This window comes from Streptomyces sp. NPDC059008 (assembly GCF_042749045.1).
Classification (GTDB): domain Bacteria; phylum Actinomycetota; class Actinomycetes; order Streptomycetales; family Streptomycetaceae; genus Streptomyces.
Window position 1 is genome coordinate 16,889 of sequence record NZ_JBHYJC010000001.1, and the last position, 16,486, is coordinate 33,374.

The following is a 16,486-nucleotide window of genomic DNA, read 5'->3' on the forward strand; positions in this document are numbered from 1 at the left end:
TGGGCGCGGCGTACGCCTCTCAGCGTAAGGATCACCTTCCGCGGACCGGTACCGACACTGTGTATGGCACTCACCACGCGCGCGGACAGAATGTCGGCGGTGCTGTAGGAAGCTCCAGCGCGGCGGGGCGGCGGGTTCCGTCGGGTGCCTGCCGTCGGCGGACCGGCGCTGGCTACGGTGGCGGCATGCCGCATCTACTCGTCGTCGAGGACGATCCGCAGGTACGCGGCGCGCTGGTGCGGGCGCTGCGGGACCGCGGCCATGCCGTCGCCACCGCCGAGACCGGGATGTCCGGGCTCGACGCCGCCGTCACCCGCCGTCCCGACCTGGTCGTACTGGATCTCGGGCTGCCGGATGTGGACGGCGTTCAGGTGCTGCGGATGCTGCGGGCGGTCAGCGACGTCCCGGTGATCGTGGCCACCGCGCGGGACGACGAGCCGGACATGGTGGCCGTGCTCGGGCACGGCGCGGACGACTACGTCGTCAAGCCGTTCGGGGCCGCCCAGCTGGACGCCCGGATCAAGGCGGTGCTGCGGCGGCTGGGCGCCGAGGAACCCCGGCCGCCGCTGTGCGTGGGGGAACTGGTGCTGGACGAGGCGGCGCGCGAGGCCGCGCTGGCGGGTGCGCCGCTGGAGCTGACGCCCCGCGAATTCGATCTGCTGGCCTATCTGGCGCGGCGGGCCGGGCAGGTCGTCTCGCGGCGGGAGCTGCTCGCTCAGGTGTGGCAGCAGCCGCTGGGCGGCGCCGACAAGACCGTGGACGTCCATCTGTCGTGGCTGCGGCGGAAGTTGGGCGAGACGGCGCAGCGGCCGCGCTATCTGCACACGGTCCGCACCGTGGGGGTCAAGCTGGCCGCGCCGGACGCCGGCCCCGACGCCTCGGCGCACGGGCCCGCTTAGCCGTGCGCCGCAGCATCCTCCGGCTCACCGCCGCGACCACCGCGCTCGTCCTGGCCGCGCTGCTCGTGCCGCTCGCCCTGCTGGCCCGCAGCCACGCCGCGGACCGGGCCACCGCCGACGCCACCGCGCGCGCCCACTCCCTGGCCGCGGCGCTCGGCCAGGCGCTCGCCGGGCCCGCGGGCCGGCGCGCCGCCACCACCCTCGTCGGCTCGGCCAACGGCCCCGGCCTGCCCCGTACGTCGGTGATCCTGGCCGACGGCACGGTCCTGGGCCCCCCGGCCCCCGTCACCGACGCGGTGCGGCTGGCGCGCTACGGGCGGGCGTTCACCTACGAGCCCCCCGGGGGCGGCCGCACCGTCCTGGTGCCCGTACAGGGCGCGGCCGGGGGTCCGGCCGTGGTCCATGTCGGCCTCACCGAGGGCCAGTTGTCCGCCGGGACGCTCGCCTCCTCGCTCGCGTTCGCCGGGATCGGCGTGGGGCTGATGCTGCTCGGGCTGCTCTTCGCCGACCGGCTCGGCTCCCGGCTCGTCGGCTCCACCCGCCGGCTGGCGGCCGTGGCGGACCGGCTGGCCGGCGGCGACCTGACCGCCCGCGCCGAGCCCTCGGGCCCGCCCGAGCTGCGCCTGGTCGCCCGTCAGCTCAACCATCTCGCCCAGCGCATCGACGGCTTCCTGACCGCCGAGCGGGAGAACGCCGCCGACCTGGCGCACCGCCTGCGCACCCCGCTCGCCGCGCTGCGCCTGGACGCGGAGGGCCTGCGCGACCCGGCGGAGGCGGAGCGGATCGCCGCGGACGCGGCGGCGCTGGAGCGCGGCGTGGACGAGGTGATCCGCACGGCCCGCAGGCCGCTGCGGGGCGGTGGCGGCACGGTGGTGCGCGCCGATCTGGCCAGGGTCGCGCGCGAACGAGCCGACTTCTGGCGGCCGTTGGCGGAGGACCAGGGGCGGGTCCTGGCCTTCGCCGCGCCCGGTGGCGACCGGGCGGTGGTGCTCGTACGGGCCGAGCCGGCCGAGGTGGCGGCGGCGGTCGACGCGCTGATCGGCAATGTCTTCGACCACACGCCGGAGGGGGCCGGGATGCGGCTGTCCGTCGCGGGCGGGGACGGCGGCGGCCGGCTGGTCGTCGAGGACGACGGGCCCGGCTTCCCCGACGGCCATGTCCCCGGCCGCGGCAACAGCTCCGGCGGCTCCACCGGCCTGGGCCTGGACATCGTGCGCCGCGCCGCCCGGGAGTCGGGCGGGACGGTGGAGTTCGGCGCGGCGGCGGGCGGCGGGGTCCGTGTCGCGGTGGAGTTCGGGGGCGGGTCCGGTTGAGCGCCGGCGGGGGCGGCGTCAGGCGGCCGTGGGGAAGGCCGTGCGGACCGCCCGCCGCCAGTGGTTGGCGGACAGGTCCGGGCGCAGCGCCGCCAACGCGCCGCAGTACTTGGTGAATTCGGCGGCCCGCAGGCCGTGGCCGTGCAGCAGCCGGTCCGCCGCCGTCAGACGGCCGGTGGTCTTGATCTCGACCAGGACCAGTCCGCCGTCGGCCCGTACCGTGCGCCCGGTGGTCAGGTCCCGGCACAGCAGTGCCGCGTCGCAGGTGACGCGCTGTCCGTCCGCGACGAAGGTGGCCCGTAGGTAGTCGGTCTCGATCGAGCGGTCCAGCTCGGTGGGGGCCGCGATGCCGTAGCGGCGCTCCAGCACGGAGGCCAGGAAGTCGCGCGAGGCCGCGCCGAGGGCCGCGTCGTCCGGTAGCAGCGGCTGCCGGTGCTTGACCGTCTCGCCGCGCCGTCCCTTGAGCTTGATCTCGAACTGCCGCTCGCCGGTGTCCTCGTACAGCCGCTCGCGGATCTTGTAGCGCAGTCGGCGGCCCTGCCGGTGGTCGTGGAAGGACCGCAGGTCGGGGGTGTCGTAGTAGACGGAGTGGTAGCGGAACCAGCGGCGCCCGTTGATGCACAGCGCGGCGAACGGGCCTCCGGGCCGGCGGTGGTCGGTGAGCTCGGCGGCGAACGCGGTGAAGACCTCCACCGGGACCAGGTAGCTGCGGTCGAAGCGGGCGAGGAGTTCGGCCCGTGCCTGGACGTCGGCGAGCGGCACGGGGCGCGCGGCCATGGCGGCGCGGGCGAGGGCGCGTACGGCGGGGATCACACGGTCTCCTTGGCGGGCGGGTGGGGAAGGGGGATCGTGCGGGACCGGGGTGCGCTGGGCGGCGCTGTGGTCGTCGTGGTCGTGGGCGTTGCCGTCGTACGCGTTCGACGCTTCACCGGGCGGGAAAGTTCCGGTGCGCGGAAACGAACATCCACCACCATCAAGTCCCGGACGAAATCGACCTTCTGGACCGTCCAGCTCAGCGGCTCCCCCAGGCGCCGCGCCAAGTCGGCCCGCAGGGCGTCCTGGTCGGCGTGCACGACGTCCAGGGTGACCACCGCGCGGCGGGTGCCCGACAGCAGCCGCGGATGGTCGGCGACATGGATGACCAGCAACAACAGCACGGCCAGCGCTCCGGCGAGGGCGAGCGGCAGATGCGGCAGCGCGCACAGCAGGCCCAGCACCAGGGTCGTGAAGTAGTACGCGACCTCCTCGTGCTGGATGGAGTCCGAGCGCAGCCGGATGATCGACAGCACCCCGAACAGCCCGAACCCGAGCGCCACGCCGCCGCCCGCCCCCACCCGTGCGAGGGCCGCGACCACGGAGAACAGCGCGACGTTCAGCGCCAGATAGGCCGGAATCAGATCCCGCCGCCGGTGCCGCGGGTAGTACACGGCGAAGGTCAGCGCTCCCACCGCGGCCAGATCGATCCCCAGTCGCGCCGCCAGTTGCCCGTAGGTCTCCACGGCCACCCTCAACTCCCTCGCGTCGTACGGTCGGTTCGCCAGGGCCCGTCCTGGGGGCACGGCCGGACCGGTCCTGAGCCACGCACGCTAGGGAACGCCGGGTTAAGGCCGCCTCCGGCACGGGTTAAGGCCTGTCCTATGGGTCGGGGTCGCAAAGGCCCGGAAGGCCGGGGCCGCGCGGGGGCGAGCGGCGCGGCGGGCCGCCCGGCCCCGCCGGCGGAAGGGGACCCACGCACTCCCGGCGGCCCGGGGCCCCTCGATATCCTCACCGCGGAGACGGGCGGCGTGGACCCGTGTGCGAACGCGCCCGCGCCTGATCGCCCACGGGGGCGAATTCGGGGGAAGGACGACGGATCGTGGAACAGCCGGGACGTGCTGGGCGGCAGGAGCGGCCGGGGCGCGAGGGGCGGCCCGCGGGGCTGGCGCCGCTGGGGGCGCGGGATCCGCGGCAGATCGGTGAGTACCGCCTGCTGGGGCGGCTCGGCGAAGGCGGGATGGGGCGGGTGTTCCTGGCCCGTTCCGACCGCGGCCGTACCGTCGCGGTCAAGCTGGTGCGCGCGGAGCTGGCCGACGAGGAGGAGTTCCGGGCGCGCTTCCGGCGCGAGGTGCGGGCCGCCCAGCAGGTGGGCGGGGAGTGGACCGCGCCCGTACTGGACGCGGACACCGAGGCCGAGACCCCCTGGCTCGCCACGGGCTATCTCGCCGGCCTCTCCCTCCAGCAGGTCATCGGCGGCAGCGGCACACCGCTGCCCGAGCGGACGGTGCGGATCCTGGCCGCCGGGCTGGCCCGCGCGCTGGGCTCGGTCCACGCCGCCGGCATCATCCACCGCGACCTCAAGCCGTCCAACGTGCTGATCACCATCGACGGGCCCCGGGTCATCGACTTCGGCATCGCGCGGGCGCTGGAGGCGGTCACCGGAAACGGCGTCACGCGGACCGGCGCGGCGGTCGGCTCACCCGGCTTCATGGCGCCCGAGCAGGTGCGCGGCGAACCGCTCACACCGGCCTGCGACGTCTTCTCCCTCGGATCGGTGCTCACCTACGCGGCGACCGGGCGGCAACCCTTCGGGACGGCCGACAGCGCGGCGCACGCGCTGATGTACCGCGTCGCCCAGGAGGAGCCCGACCTGTCCGGGCTGCCCGAGGGGCTGCACGAGCTGATCAGCGGCTGCCTGGCGAAGGACCCCGCACAACGGCCCACCCCGGACCAGCTGGTGGCGCTGGCGGAGCGGGACGGCGCCGGGCCGGGCGCGGACGAGGAGCCGTGGCTGCCGGGCGCGCTGACCGCCCGGCTGGGGCGGCACGCCGTGGAGCTGTTGGAGGCGGAGAACCCGCACGGCGAGGAGCCGGCGGACGAGGCGACGGGCCCGGCCGGCGCACCGGCCCCCGCGCCCGCGGACCACGGTGTGCACGCCCTGCCCACCAGCGTCTCGCCCACCCCGGCCGGCGGCGGCACCCCGCCGCCCCGCCCCGTTCCGCACAGCCCGACGCCCTACCCCCCGCCCGCCGCCCACCAGGGCCGGCCCGCCGTCGCCGCCCCGGCGCCCGCGCCCGCCGCGCCCCGGCCCCGCCGCCGGATCGGCACCGCCCTGCTCACGGTGGCCGCGCTGGCGCTCGCCGGAGCCGGTGCGGCCACCGCATACTCGCTGCTGGGCCAGAAGGACAGCGGCGTACGGTCGGCGGACGCCGACGACGGCGGACCGAGCCCGGATCCGGGACGGCCCGCCGCGCACGGCGGGATTCCCACCGACTACCTGGGCACCTGGGAGACGACGGTCGGCGACTCGGGCGCCGACGTCCGGCGCTTCACCCTCACCCAGGGCGGGGCCGGCGACACCGTGCTGACGATGACGGCCACCGGGGCCAGCTACCGCTGCGAGTTCACCGCCACCCTCAGCAGCGCGGGCCCGCCGGTCCGCCTCGGCCCGTCCACGGTGGTCTCCGGTCCGTCCGACAGCTGCACTCCCGGCAAGCCGAGCACCCTGGAGATGGTGGGCGGTGCGCTGCGCCGGGTCTCCGACGACGGCAAGGCGCTGTCGTACCGCAGGACGGGGTGAGACGCCCGGGGGAAGCCCACCGGCGCCGGTGGCACCGCCCGGATCGTTCCCGCCTCGTAACGGACCGTCGTCCGGCCCGCGATCCGCGGCCGCCTAGGCTCGGGGAACGCCTGCTGCCGGAACGCGCCTCAGGCGTGGCGACGAGACGGGGGAGGGCGCCCGGATGGACGGCCTGCGTGGGCTGACGGCCGACGATCCGCAGTGGATCGGCGACTACCGGCTGATCGGCCGGCTCGGCAGCGGCGGGATGGGCCGGGTCTATCTCGCACGCTCCGAGGGCGGGCGGACCGTCGCGGTGAAGCTGGTGAAGGCCGAGCTGGCGGCCGAGGAGGAGTTCCGCGACCGCTTCCGCGCCGAGGTCGCGGCCGCGCGCCGGGTCGGCGGACGCTGGACCGCGCCGGTGCTGGACGCGGACACCGAGGCCGAGGTGCCGTGGGTCGCCACCGGGTACATCGCCGGCCCGACGCTGAGCGAGGTCGTCGGCGGTTCCTACGGCCGCGGCGGCAGCCACGGGCCGCTGCCGGAGCATTCGCTGCGCCGGCTCGCCTACGGGCTGTCCTGCGCGCTGCTCGACATCCACGGCGTGGGACTGGTGCACCGCGATCTGAAGCCGTCCAACGTGCTGCTGACCATCGCCGGACCGCGGGTGATCGACTTCGGCATCGCACGGGCGCTGGACGCGGTCGGGGACCAGACCCAGACCCGTAGCGGCACGGTCGTCGGCTCGCCCAGCTTCATGTCGCCCGAGCAGGTCCAGGGGCAGCGCGTCGGGCCGGCCAGCGACGTGTTCTGCGTGGGCGCGGTGCTGGCGTACGCGGCGACCGGGCGGCAGCCGTTCGGCAGCGCCGCCTCGGGGGTGCACGCGGTGATGTTCAAGATCGCCCAGGAGGAGCCGGACCTCGGCGGGGCACCGGCGGGGATCCGCGGTCTGATCGAGGACTGCCTGGCCAAGGACCCGGCGGCGCGCCCCGCGCCCGAGGAGATCACCGGCCGGCTCGGGTCGGCCCCCGGCGGCCCGTCGTCCGCCCCCTGGCTGCCGGCCGAGCTGATCGCGAGCCTGGGACAGCACGCCGTACGGCTCCTGGACACCGACACCCCTCCCGGGGGCCAGCCGCCGACGCTGACGGCCACCAGGGTCGCGCCCCGACCGGTCCCGGCACCCGCGGCGAACCGGCCCCGCCGCCGTCCGCACTGGCTGCCGCTCGCCGCCACCGCCGTGGTCGCGGCCGCCGCCACCGCCGTCGCCGTGCCGCTGCTCGGCGGCGGCGCGGACGCCGAGGGCCGCGACCGCGCCTCCGACATCCCCGCCCGCTACCTCGGCACCTGGGCGGGCCCGGTGCTGCGGGACGGCGAACCCACCGGGCAGCAACGGCGGTTCGTGATCAGCAACGGCAAGGTCGGCGAGGTGGTCGCCAACAGCACCAGCCTCGGCGCGACCTACGAATGCCGCAGCGACGGCACGTTGGTGTCCGTCACGGCGCACGACGGGCGCCCGGCGCTACGGCTGGACACCAAGGTCGTCCGGTCGGTCCCGGCGGGCCGCTGCACCGCGCTCGGCGAGCACACCCTGGAGGCGGGCAGCGCCGGAACCCTGAAGTGGGCGGCGGCCGGCCGCACCGCGACGCTGCACCGCTCCGCGCCGTCCGCCGGCACCGTCCCGGCCGGCTACCTCGGCACCTGGCAGGACACCGCGACCGGCGCCGCCCAGCGCCTGACCCTCCGCCAGGCCCCGGCGGGCAGCACCGTCCTGACCACCGTCGTCGAGGGTCCCGCAGGGCGCTGTACGGCGCACGCCGACCTGTACGCGGCCCAGGACGGCGGCCTGACCGTCGGCCCCTCGGTCATCGACCGCGCCGCCGCCGGCTGCACGCCGAGCGGCACCTCCGTCTTCCACCTGGCCGACGACGGGACCCTGCGGCGCACGTTCCTGGGGGACGGCAAACCGCCGCGCACGTACTCCAGGGTGGGCTAGCGACACGACCGGCGGTCCGGTGGAATGCGTCGTCAGCGCACGTAGTTCTTGAGGATCTCGGTGTCGAGGGTGATGGCGACCGGGGCGGGGAGGGTGACCGCTGTGCCGAAGGGAGCAATGTGGGTGTCGCAGTAGCGGCCACCCTTCGGGTCGGGGTTGCTATGGACGACGACCAGGCAGCTGTCGCGGTCGATGAGGAGGTAGACAGGAATGCCTGCGGCTGCGTAGGCGGTTGGTTTCTCCTGCCGGTCCCGGCGTTCGGTGTCGCCGTCGTACGACGTGATCTCGACCGTCATCAACACCCCGTCCGGGTCGGCCCACTCGCCTTGCCCTGCGAAGTGTGCGACGGGCGCAAGCGAGCCATCCGGACGGACCCGGCCCTTGCGATACTCCCCGACTCTCAGGCCCTGCGTAGGGTCGAGATCGAGCTCCGGGCGGGCTTGCATGCACTTCCTGATCAGCCACATGATGATCGCCCCGTGATCCCCATCCGGCACGCGCTTCTCCTCGATCCGTCCGTTGATGAACTCCAACGTGACGGTCTCGGGCGCGGCGGACGCGAGCTCCTCGAAGTCCTCCACCGCCATGTGAGACGTGTGCTCGGCCATAACCGTCATGCTGCACTCCTTTCCGAGTGAAAGCCAGCGTGGTCTGCCGACGGGCGGGGGCGGCCAAATTCCGGAGCATGCCACTAATACGAGGGATATGTAATTGACATATGCCAAGCGCCGAACGCAAAGGGGCCCGCGCCCCGTCGTGTGCTGACGGTGCGCGAGCCCCTCGGGCAGACGGTCCTACGACAGGAACGAGTTGATCTCGATCGTCTCGTCGCGGCCGGGGCCGACGCCGATCGCGGAGATCGGGGCGCCGGACATCTCCTCCAGCGCCTTGACGTAGGCCTGGGCGTTCTTCGGCAGGTCGGAGAACGTCTTCGCCTTGGTGATGTCCTCGGACCAGCCCGGCAGCATCTCGTAGACCGGCTTCGCGTGGTGGAAGTCGGACTGGCTGTAGGGCAGCTCCTCGACGCGCTTGCCGTCGATCTCGTACGCGACGCAGACCGGGATCTGCTCCCAGCCGGTCAGCACGTCCAGCTTGGTGAGGAAGAAGTCGGTCAGGCCGTTGACCCGGGTCGCGTAGCGGGCGATGACCGCGTCGAACCAGCCGCAGCGGCGGTCACGGCCGGTGGTGACACCCCGCTCGCCGCCGATGGTGCGCAGCGCCTCGCCGTCCTTGTCGAACAGCTCGGTCGGGAACGGTCCGGCGCCGACGCGCGTCGTATAGGCCTTGAGGATGCCGATGACGCGGTTGATCTTCGTGGGACCGACGCCGGCACCCGTGCAGGCGCCGCCCGCGGTCGGGTTCGAGGACGTGACGAAGGGGTACGTGCCGTGGTCGATGTCCAGCAGCGTGCCCTGGCCGCCCTCGAAGAGCACGACCTTGTCGTCGTCGAGCGCCTTGTTGAGGATCAGCGTGGTGTCGGCGACATAGCCCTTGATCTGCTCGGCGTAGCCCAGCAGCTCCTCCACGACCTGGCCGGCCTCGATGGCGCGGCGGTTGTAGAGCTTGGTCAGCAGCTGGTTCTTGACGTCGAGGGCCGCCTCGACCTTCTGGGTCAGGATCGACTCGTCGTAGAGGTCCTGCACCCGGATGCCGACGCGGTTGATCTTGTCGGCGTAGGTCGGGCCGATGCCGCGGCCGGTGGTGCCGATCTTCCGCTTGCCGAGGAAGCGTTCCGTCACCTTGTCGAGCGTCGTGTGATACGAGGTGATCAGGTGCGCGTTACCGCTGAGCAGCAGCTTGGACGTGTCGACGCCGCGCTCGTTGAGTCCGCTCAGCTCGGAGAGCAGGACCGCCGGGTCGACGACGACGCCGTTGCCGATGACCGGGGTGCACCCCGGCGAGAGGATTCCGGAAGGGAGAAGGTGCAGCGCGTACTTCTGGTCGCCGACGACGACCGTGTGGCCGGCGTTGTTGCCGCCCTGGTAGCGCACCACATAGTCAACGGACCCACCGAGCAGGTCGGTGGCCTTTCCCTTGCCCTCATCACCCCACTGAGCACCGAGCAGCACAAGTGCGGGCACAGGCGTACACCCCTTCCGGGCGGGGCATGTCCAACGTGCGTGGATGGCGTCAGCGTGCGTGTTCACGCGTCCGTCATCGCTAGAGCCGTTGAACCGGTGCCCCGGAATAGACGAAGCCCCTGGCGCAATAGCGCAAGGGGCTCTTGCACCGAGATGCTACCTGAGGAAGGACCGAGGTGTCGGCGCAGCCTTCTGGGCACTCTCCCGTGGACTCCGTTCGGGGGCATCCCCTGCTCGTGGTCATCGACCCGGTCGCCCGCAGTACCGACGGGGAATCCGTGCGGATCGCGAAGGACGTCCTGTGTGCGGGCGCGGGAGCGAAAATCTGCCTTCCCGAGGGGCCGGAGGAATTCGCGCGGATTCTTGCCCGACGGGGGCAGCGGCGACCGGTGGTGATCGGCGACGACCGGGCGCTGCTGCGGGTCGTGGGCCTGCTGCACAAGGAACGGGAGCTGGCCGGGGTGCCGGTCTCGATGGTCCCGGTCGGGGCGCCGGCCGCCGTCGCGCTGAGCCGGACGCTGGGCGTGCCCACGGACACCGTCGCCGCCGCCCGGGCCGTCCTGGACGGCGGGGAACGGGCGATGGACCTGCTCACGGACGACAGCGACGGCATCGTGCTCGGCGGGCTGCGCATCCCGTGCGGAACCGACGGCGGCGGTGCCCGGCACGGGCGTCCCGGGGCGTTCGTGCCCGGCGCGGCCGCCCCGGCCGACCCACCGGGGCCGGGGGCCGCACGGGGCGGGACGGCGGACGGGCGGTGGGAGTGCGCCCGCCCGAGCGGGGCCGGGAGCCCGCAGGGGCACCGGCCGTGGTGGGGGCCGGCGGCGCGCACCGCCCGTACGGCGCTGTCGCTGCTGGCGCCGGCGGCGGGCCTGGGAGGACGGCGCGCCCGGGAGCCGGGCCAGCGGCTGCGGATCGAGGCGGACGGGGTGCTACTGGCCGATCTGGACCGGCCGGTGCGCGGGGTGTCGGTGGTCCCGGCCCCCCAGGACGGGGCGCGGGCGGGCCGGATCGACGGCTCCGACGGCGGCCGGGCGCTGGCCGAGGTCGTGGTGCACTGGCCGGACGAGGGGCGGCCGGTACGGGCCCGGGCGCGGGCGGTGACGGTCTCCGGCACGGACTTCCACTACCGGGCGGACGCGGTGGTCGGCGGCCCGGTCAGGACTCGGACCTGGACCGTGCAGCCGGGGGCCTGGCGGCTCCAGCTCCCGCGGAACGGGTAACGGGTAACGGGTAAGGATCACGGGCCACAGGCCACGAGGCCGGGGAGCCTCCCGTCAGCCCTCGTACCGGGCTCCCGTCAGTCCTCGTACCGGCTGCGCAGCTCGTCGCGGTGCTCGCGCCAGCGTTCCAGCATGACGGGCAGTTCCTTCTGCAGGAACTCGAAGAAGACGACGGTCTCGTTGAGCCGGCGGCCGGCCGGGCTGGTCGCGCCGAGGCTCTCGACGCCGTCGCGCAGCGTGCCCTCCCAGCGGGTGAGGACGTTCTCCCGGCGCGCCAGCGCCTCGTACCACTGGTCGCTGTGGACGCGGTAGCGGTCGCGGCGGGAGCCGGGCTCGCGCTCCCGGCTGACCATGTCGACCTGGGCGAGGTAGCGGACCGCGCCGGAGACGGCGGCAGGGCTGATCTGGAGGCGCTCGCCCAGCTCCGCCGAGGTCAGCACGCCGGAGTCCGAGGAGAGCAGGCAGGCGAAGACCCGGGCGGGCATCCGCGCCATGCCCGCCTCGACCAGCTGTGCCGCGAAGCGCTCGACGAACTGCGAGACCGCCTCCTGGGTGCGCCCCTCGTCGCTCTGCTGCCGCTGCTCACTCATATCCGCATCATCTCCCCTGATCAGACCCGCTCCCCCGACTTTATACGGTTTCTTAACTTCACAAATTTGTGAAACAAGCGTAGCTTCAAAATCATGACCACGGCAATCGCTCCCGCTCCCGCCATCCGGGTGGACGGCCTCCACAAGTCGTTCGGGCGGACCCATGCACTGGACGGACTCGACCTGAACGTCGAGGCCGGCGAGGTACACGGCTTCCTCGGCCCCAACGGCGCCGGGAAGTCCACCACCATCCGCGTCCTGCTCGGCCTGCTGCGCGCCGACGGCGGCACCGCCCGGCTCCTGGGCAAGGACCCCTGGCACGACGCCGTCGAGCTGCACCGCCGCATCGCCTACGTCCCCGGCGACGTCACCCTGTGGCGCAACCTCTCCGGCGGCGAGGTCATCGACCTCTACGGGCGGCTGCGCGGAGGGCTGGACGCCACGCGGCGGGCCGCGCTCCTGGAGCGGTTCGAACTCGACCCCACCAAGAAGGGGCGGACGTACTCCAAGGGCAACCGCCAGAAGGTCGCCCTGGTCGCCGCGTTCGCCTCGGACGTCGACCTGCTGATCCTCGACGAGCCGACCTCCGGTCTGGACCCGCTGATGGAGGACGTCTTCCAGGACTGCGTCGCCGAGGAGCGCGACCGCGGCCGTACGGTCCTGCTCTCCAGCCATGTGCTGTCCGAGGTCGAGGCGCTCTGCGACCGCGTCAGCATCATCCGCAAGGGGCGGACCGTCGAATCCGGCTCCCTCGGCGAGCTGCGGCATCTGACCCGCACCTCGGTCGTCGCCGAACTCGCGGGCCCGCCCAACGGGCTGGCCGCGCTCCCCGGAGTGCACGACCTCGTCACCCAGCCGATCGAGCAGGGCCGGGCGCACCGCGTCCGCCTCCAGGTCGACACCGACAAGCTCGACGCCGTACTGCGCTCGCTCGGCACCTCCGGCGTCCGCAGCCTGACCAGCACCCCGCCGACCCTGGAAGAGCTCTTCCTGCGGCACTACCAGGACGACGGACACGCCGAGGTCGGTGCCGAAGGGACGGTCGCACGATGACCGCCGTGGCCGCACACCTCTCCGACCGCCCGGCACGCGCCCGCCATCTGGCGGGCACCGGCGCCCTGTTGCGCCTCGCGCTGCGTCGCGACCGGGTGATGGTCCCGGCCTGGGTGCTGGCGCTCGCCGTCACCGTCGCCGCCATGGGGTCGTCCTTCGAAGCGCTCTACGACACCGCCGCCCAGCGCGCCGAGCTGGCCGGCTCGATGAACTCCAACAGCTCGATGCGCGCGCTGTACGGACCGGTCTTCGGCGACTCCATCGGCGGCCTGATCGCCTGGCGGATGGCCGGCTTCGGTGCCGTCCTCGCCGCGGTGATGAGCCTGCTGATCGTCGTCCGGCACACCCGCGAGGAGGAGGAGACGGGTCGTCAGGAGCTGCTCTCCGCCGCCATGGTCGGCCGCCGCGCACCGCTGACCGCGGCCCTGCTGGCGGCGCTGCTCGCCAACGCCGTGCTCGCCGTACTGATCGCCGGCGGCCTCTCCCGGTCCGGGCAGCCGGCCGCCGGCTCGCTGGGGCTGGGCCTGGCGATCGGCTGCACCGGCATGCTCTTCGCCGGCCTGGCCGCCATCGCGGCCCAGCTCACCGAGAGCGCCCGGATGGCCAAGGGGCTGACCGGCGCGGTCCTCGGCCTCGCCTTCGCGCTGCGCGCCGCGGGCGACGCCGCCACCGCCGACGCCTCCTCCCCGCTCACCTGGATCTCGCCGATCGGCTGGTCGGAGAACCTCCGCCCGTACGCCGGGGAACGCTGGTGGGTGCTGCCGCTGTTCGTCGCGGCGGCCGCGCTGGCGGTGAGCGCCGCCTACGCCCTGACCGCCCGCCGCGACATCGGCATGAGCTTCCTGCCCGCCCGCCCCGGACCGGCCGCCGCACCCCGCTCCCTGAGCGGCCCCTTCGGCCTGGCCTGGCGGCTCCAGCGCACCACCCTGCTCGGCTGGACGCTCGGCTTCCTGTGCGCCGGCGGGATCTTCGGCGGAATCGCCAAGGGCGCCTCCGACCTGGTCGGCGGCAATCGGCAGACGCGGGAGATCTTCGAGCGGATGGGCGGGCAGCAGGGGCTGACCGACGCCTTCCTGGCCACGATGCTGGGCATGCTCGGCATGGTCGCGGCGATCTACGCGACCGGTGCGGTGCTCCGGCTGCGGAGCGAAGAGACCGGTGAGCGCGCGGAGCCCGTGCTGGCGGGCGCGGTGGGCCGGCTCCGCTGGGCCGGCAGCCATCTGGCCGTCGCCTACGCGGGCACCGCCGTCATCCTGGCGTTCGGCGGCCTGGCCCTGGGCCTGTCGTACGGCGTCTCGGCCGGCGACATCGGCGGCCACCTGGGCCCGGTGCTGGCGGGCGCCCTCGCGCAGGTCCCGGCCGTCTGGACGCTCACCGGGCTGGCGGTCCTGGTCTTCGGGGTGCTGCCCAGGGCCACCACCGCCGTCTGGGCCGTGGTGGGCGGCTGCCTGGCCATCGGGTGGATCGGGCCCAGCCTGAAGTTCCCCCAGTGGGCCATGGACCTCTCGCCGTACGGCCATCTGCCCAAGCTCCCCGGAGCCGAGGCCGCCGCGGCCCCGTTCCTCTGGCTCCTGGGCCTGACCGTCCTCTTCACCGCCGTCGGCCTCGCCGGTTTCCGCCGACGCGACATCGGCTGAGCACCGGGCGGCGGTTTCACGTGAAACCGCCGCCTCCACATCCGTGCGCCGCCGGAGCTGTAGCGGACTCCGGCGGCGCACCTGTTTGTCCACAGCCTGTGGACGGCGAACCCTCAACCCCCGGGCGTCACCAGTCGCGCCTCGTACGCGAACACCGCCGCCTGGGTGCGGTCGCGCAGCCCCAGCTTCACCAGGATGCGGCTGACGTGCGTCTTGACCGTGGATTCCGCGACGACGAGATGCGCGGCGATCTCACCGTTCGACAACCCCTGGGCCACCAGCACCAGCACCTCCGTCTCCCGCTCGGTGAGATCGGCGATGCGCTCCTGGGCGGGGGCACGCGGGGTGCCCAGGCGGGAGAACTCGGAGATCAGGCGCTTGGTCACGGTCGGGGCGAGCAGCGCCTCACCGGAGGCGACGATGCGCACGCCCTCGGCGAGCTGGCCGGCCGAGGCGTCCTTGAGCAGGAAGCCGCTGGCTCCGGCACGCAGCGCCTGGTACACGTACTCGTCGAGGTCGAAGGTGGTCAGCACCAGGACCTTGGCGTCCGCGTTGGCGGCGACGATCTCGCGGGTCGCCTCCAGGCCGTTCATCTCCGGCATCCGGATGTCCATCAGGACGACATCGGGCTTGAGGACGGAGACCTTGCGCACCGCCTGGAGCCCGTCGACGGCCTCGCCGACGACCTCGATGTCCGGCATGGCGTTGAGCAGGACGGAGAAGCCCTCGCGGACCATCACCTGATCATCGACGATCAGTACCCGGATCATGCGCCGCTCCCCTTGGGCGTGGTCTCCCCCGCCGCGTTCGACACCGGGATGAACGCGGCGACCTCGAAGCCGCCGTCCTCGGTGTGATCGGCGGTCATCTCGCCGCCCAGCATTTGTACCCGCTCGCGCATGCCCAGCACGCCGTGCCCCGCGCCCGGGGACGGCTTGGCCAGCCGGCTCGGGGTGCCGTTGACGATCCGCAGGCCGATCCCGCCCAGGACGTAGGAGATCTCCACCCGGGCGTCGGCACCCGGCGAGTGGCGCAGCGCGTTGCTCAGGGCCTCCTGGACGATCCGGTACGCGGAGAGCTCCACACCCTGCGGCAGCGGCCGGGGCGAGCCGGTGATCACGGCCTCCACGGTCAGTCCCGCGCTGCGGACGCTGTCGAGCAGCGAGTCGAGGCTGGCGAGCGTCGGCTGCGGGGCCTCCGGGGCGCCGTCGGCGAAGGCGTCCGGGTCCTCGGAGCGGACCACGCCCAGGATGCGGCGGAGTTCGGTGAGCGCGGCGACGGCGTTCTCCCGGATCGTGGCGAAGGACGTGGCGAGTTCGGGCGGGGTGTTCTCGACCCGGTACGGGGCGGCCTCGGCCTGGATGGCGATCACGGACATGTGGTGCGCGACCACATCGTGCAGCTCGCGGGCGATGGTGGCACGCTCCTCCAGGAGGGTGCGCCGGGACCGCTCCTCGGCGGTGGCGGTCTGGGTCTCGACGACCTGCCGGCGCTCCTCGCGCCAGGCGCGCACCGCCGCGGCGGCGATCAGCACCAGACCGGAGAAGAACGCCACCGGCGGCACATCGCCCGCACCGTTTCCGCTGAACACCGACAGCACGCCGGTCACACCGAAGGTGACCAGCCACATCTCCATCGCCAGCCGCGGCCGGGTCCGCAGCACCACGAGGGCCATCACGGCCAGATGGACGGGGAAGGCCGCATCACCGAAGGGACTGCCGTACGGGGAGAAGGCCGAGGTGACGAACCACCCCGCGACCACCGCGAACAGCGAGATCCAGTACGCGCCCACCGGACGGAAGAGCGTCAGCGCGGGCGGGGCGGCCACCAGCAGGCCGTAGCCCGCCACCAGCAGGCCCCGCAGCGGGCCGATGTCGTAGCTCATGGCGAAGGTCGCGAGGAAGACCAGCACCGCGAAGCCGACCACCATGAAGTGCGGCAGCCAGCGCGCCCAGTGCCGGATCCGCTCGGGCAGCCAGGGCACCCACCGGGACACCTTGGCGTCCTCCAGCGGCGGCATCGGGCGGAAGGCGAAGGCGTCGACGAACAGGTCCTGGCGCAGGCGGTGCAGCGCGCCATGAGCTATCCGGGCCTCGGAGCGCAGGGTGCTCTGCGTCTGGGTCTTCTCGTTCACGCTGACAACGGTAAGCAGAGAGCGGCCC

At 73.8% G+C, this 16,486-nt stretch carries 14 protein-coding genes; 7 read left to right on the plus strand and 7 right to left on the minus strand.

The window, feature by feature from the left end:
- Positions 1-185: 185 nt before the first annotated feature.
- Both ACFWZH_RS00075 and ACFWZH_RS00080 read left to right on the plus strand, forming a co-directional pair.
- A complete protein-coding gene (locus tag ACFWZH_RS00075) occupies positions 186-899 on the plus strand; it encodes a response regulator transcription factor (RefSeq protein ID WP_384423985.1) in 714 nt (237 codons plus the stop codon).
- 2 nt (positions 900-901) lie between these two features.
- Complete coding sequence (locus tag ACFWZH_RS00080; RefSeq protein WP_384423986.1) at positions 902-2,212, plus strand: sensor histidine kinase; 1,311 nt, start codon at positions 902-904, stop codon at positions 2,210-2,212.
- A gap of 18 nt (positions 2,213-2,230) precedes the next feature.
- Here the strand turns inward: ACFWZH_RS00080 and ACFWZH_RS00085 are convergent, their stop codons facing one another.
- Both ACFWZH_RS00085 and ACFWZH_RS00090 read right to left on the minus strand, forming a co-directional pair.
- On the minus strand, positions 2,231-3,025 hold the full coding sequence (locus ACFWZH_RS00085) for a polyphosphate polymerase domain-containing protein (protein WP_384423987.1): 795 nt from the start codon (positions 3,023-3,025) through the stop codon (positions 2,231-2,233).
- On the minus strand, positions 3,022-3,717 hold the full coding sequence (locus ACFWZH_RS00090; RefSeq protein WP_384423988.1) for a DUF4956 domain-containing protein: 696 nt from the start codon (positions 3,715-3,717) through the stop codon (positions 3,022-3,024). The genes ACFWZH_RS00085 and ACFWZH_RS00090 overlap by 4 nt, the downstream gene beginning before the upstream one ends.
- Before the next feature lie 350 nt (positions 3,718-4,067).
- Between ACFWZH_RS00090 and ACFWZH_RS00095 the strand changes: the two genes are divergently transcribed.
- Both ACFWZH_RS00095 and ACFWZH_RS00100 read left to right on the plus strand, forming a co-directional pair.
- Positions 4,068-5,768: a serine/threonine-protein kinase gene (locus ACFWZH_RS00095; protein ID WP_384423989.1), complete on the plus strand. Its 1,701-nt coding sequence runs from the start codon at positions 4,068-4,070 to the stop codon at positions 5,766-5,768.
- Between the two features lie 163 nt (positions 5,769-5,931).
- Positions 5,932-7,740, plus strand: a complete 1,809-nt coding sequence (locus ACFWZH_RS00100) for a serine/threonine-protein kinase (RefSeq protein WP_384423990.1) — start codon at positions 5,932-5,934, stop codon at positions 7,738-7,740.
- Positions 7,741-7,772: 32 nt separating this feature from the next.
- On the opposite strand, the gene ACFWZH_RS00105 is transcribed toward ACFWZH_RS00100, so the two are convergent.
- Together ACFWZH_RS00105 and ACFWZH_RS00110 are read right to left on the minus strand one after the other, a co-directional pair.
- Positions 7,773-8,357, minus strand: coding sequence for a Uma2 family endonuclease (locus ACFWZH_RS00105; protein WP_384423991.1), 585 nt, complete (start codon positions 8,355-8,357; stop codon positions 7,773-7,775).
- Positions 8,358-8,534: 177 nt separating this feature from the next.
- On the minus strand, positions 8,535-9,821 hold the full coding sequence (locus ACFWZH_RS00110) for an adenylosuccinate synthase (RefSeq protein ID WP_384423992.1): 1,287 nt from the start codon (positions 9,819-9,821) through the stop codon (positions 8,535-8,537).
- A 206-nt stretch (positions 9,822-10,027) separates the two neighbouring features.
- Between ACFWZH_RS00110 and ACFWZH_RS00115 the strand changes: the two genes are divergently transcribed.
- Positions 10,028-11,044 (plus strand): hypothetical protein, encoded by a 1,017-nt coding sequence (locus tag ACFWZH_RS00115; protein WP_384423993.1) that lies wholly within the window; start codon positions 10,028-10,030, stop codon positions 11,042-11,044.
- A gap of 77 nt (positions 11,045-11,121) precedes the next feature.
- On the opposite strand, the gene ACFWZH_RS00120 is transcribed toward ACFWZH_RS00115, so the two are convergent.
- Positions 11,122-11,634, minus strand: a complete 513-nt coding sequence (locus ACFWZH_RS00120) for a GbsR/MarR family transcriptional regulator (protein WP_384423994.1) — start codon at positions 11,632-11,634, stop codon at positions 11,122-11,124.
- Between the two features lie 93 nt (positions 11,635-11,727).
- Between ACFWZH_RS00120 and ACFWZH_RS00125 the strand changes: the two genes are divergently transcribed.
- Both ACFWZH_RS00125 and ACFWZH_RS00130 read left to right on the plus strand, forming a co-directional pair.
- On the plus strand, positions 11,728-12,687 hold the full coding sequence (locus ACFWZH_RS00125; RefSeq protein ID WP_384423995.1) for an ATP-binding cassette domain-containing protein: 960 nt from the start codon (positions 11,728-11,730) through the stop codon (positions 12,685-12,687).
- Entirely contained in the window at positions 12,684-14,324 is a 1,641-nt protein-coding gene (locus ACFWZH_RS00130; protein ID WP_384423996.1) for an ABC transporter permease, read from the plus strand. The genes ACFWZH_RS00125 and ACFWZH_RS00130 overlap by 4 nt, the downstream gene beginning before the upstream one ends.
- Positions 14,325-14,437: 113 nt before the next feature.
- Here the strand turns inward: ACFWZH_RS00130 and ACFWZH_RS00135 are convergent, their stop codons facing one another.
- Together ACFWZH_RS00135 and ACFWZH_RS00140 are read right to left on the minus strand one after the other, a co-directional pair.
- The gene (locus tag ACFWZH_RS00135) at positions 14,438-15,094 is read right to left on the minus strand and encodes a response regulator (RefSeq protein WP_384423997.1); all 657 of its coding nucleotides are present in this window, start codon (positions 15,092-15,094) and stop codon (positions 14,438-14,440) included.
- Complete coding sequence (locus tag ACFWZH_RS00140) at positions 15,091-16,458, minus strand: sensor histidine kinase (protein ID WP_384423998.1); 1,368 nt, start codon at positions 16,456-16,458, stop codon at positions 15,091-15,093. Before ACFWZH_RS00140 ends, ACFWZH_RS00135 begins: the two co-directional genes overlap by 4 nt.
- Positions 16,459-16,486 lie beyond the last annotated feature (28 nt).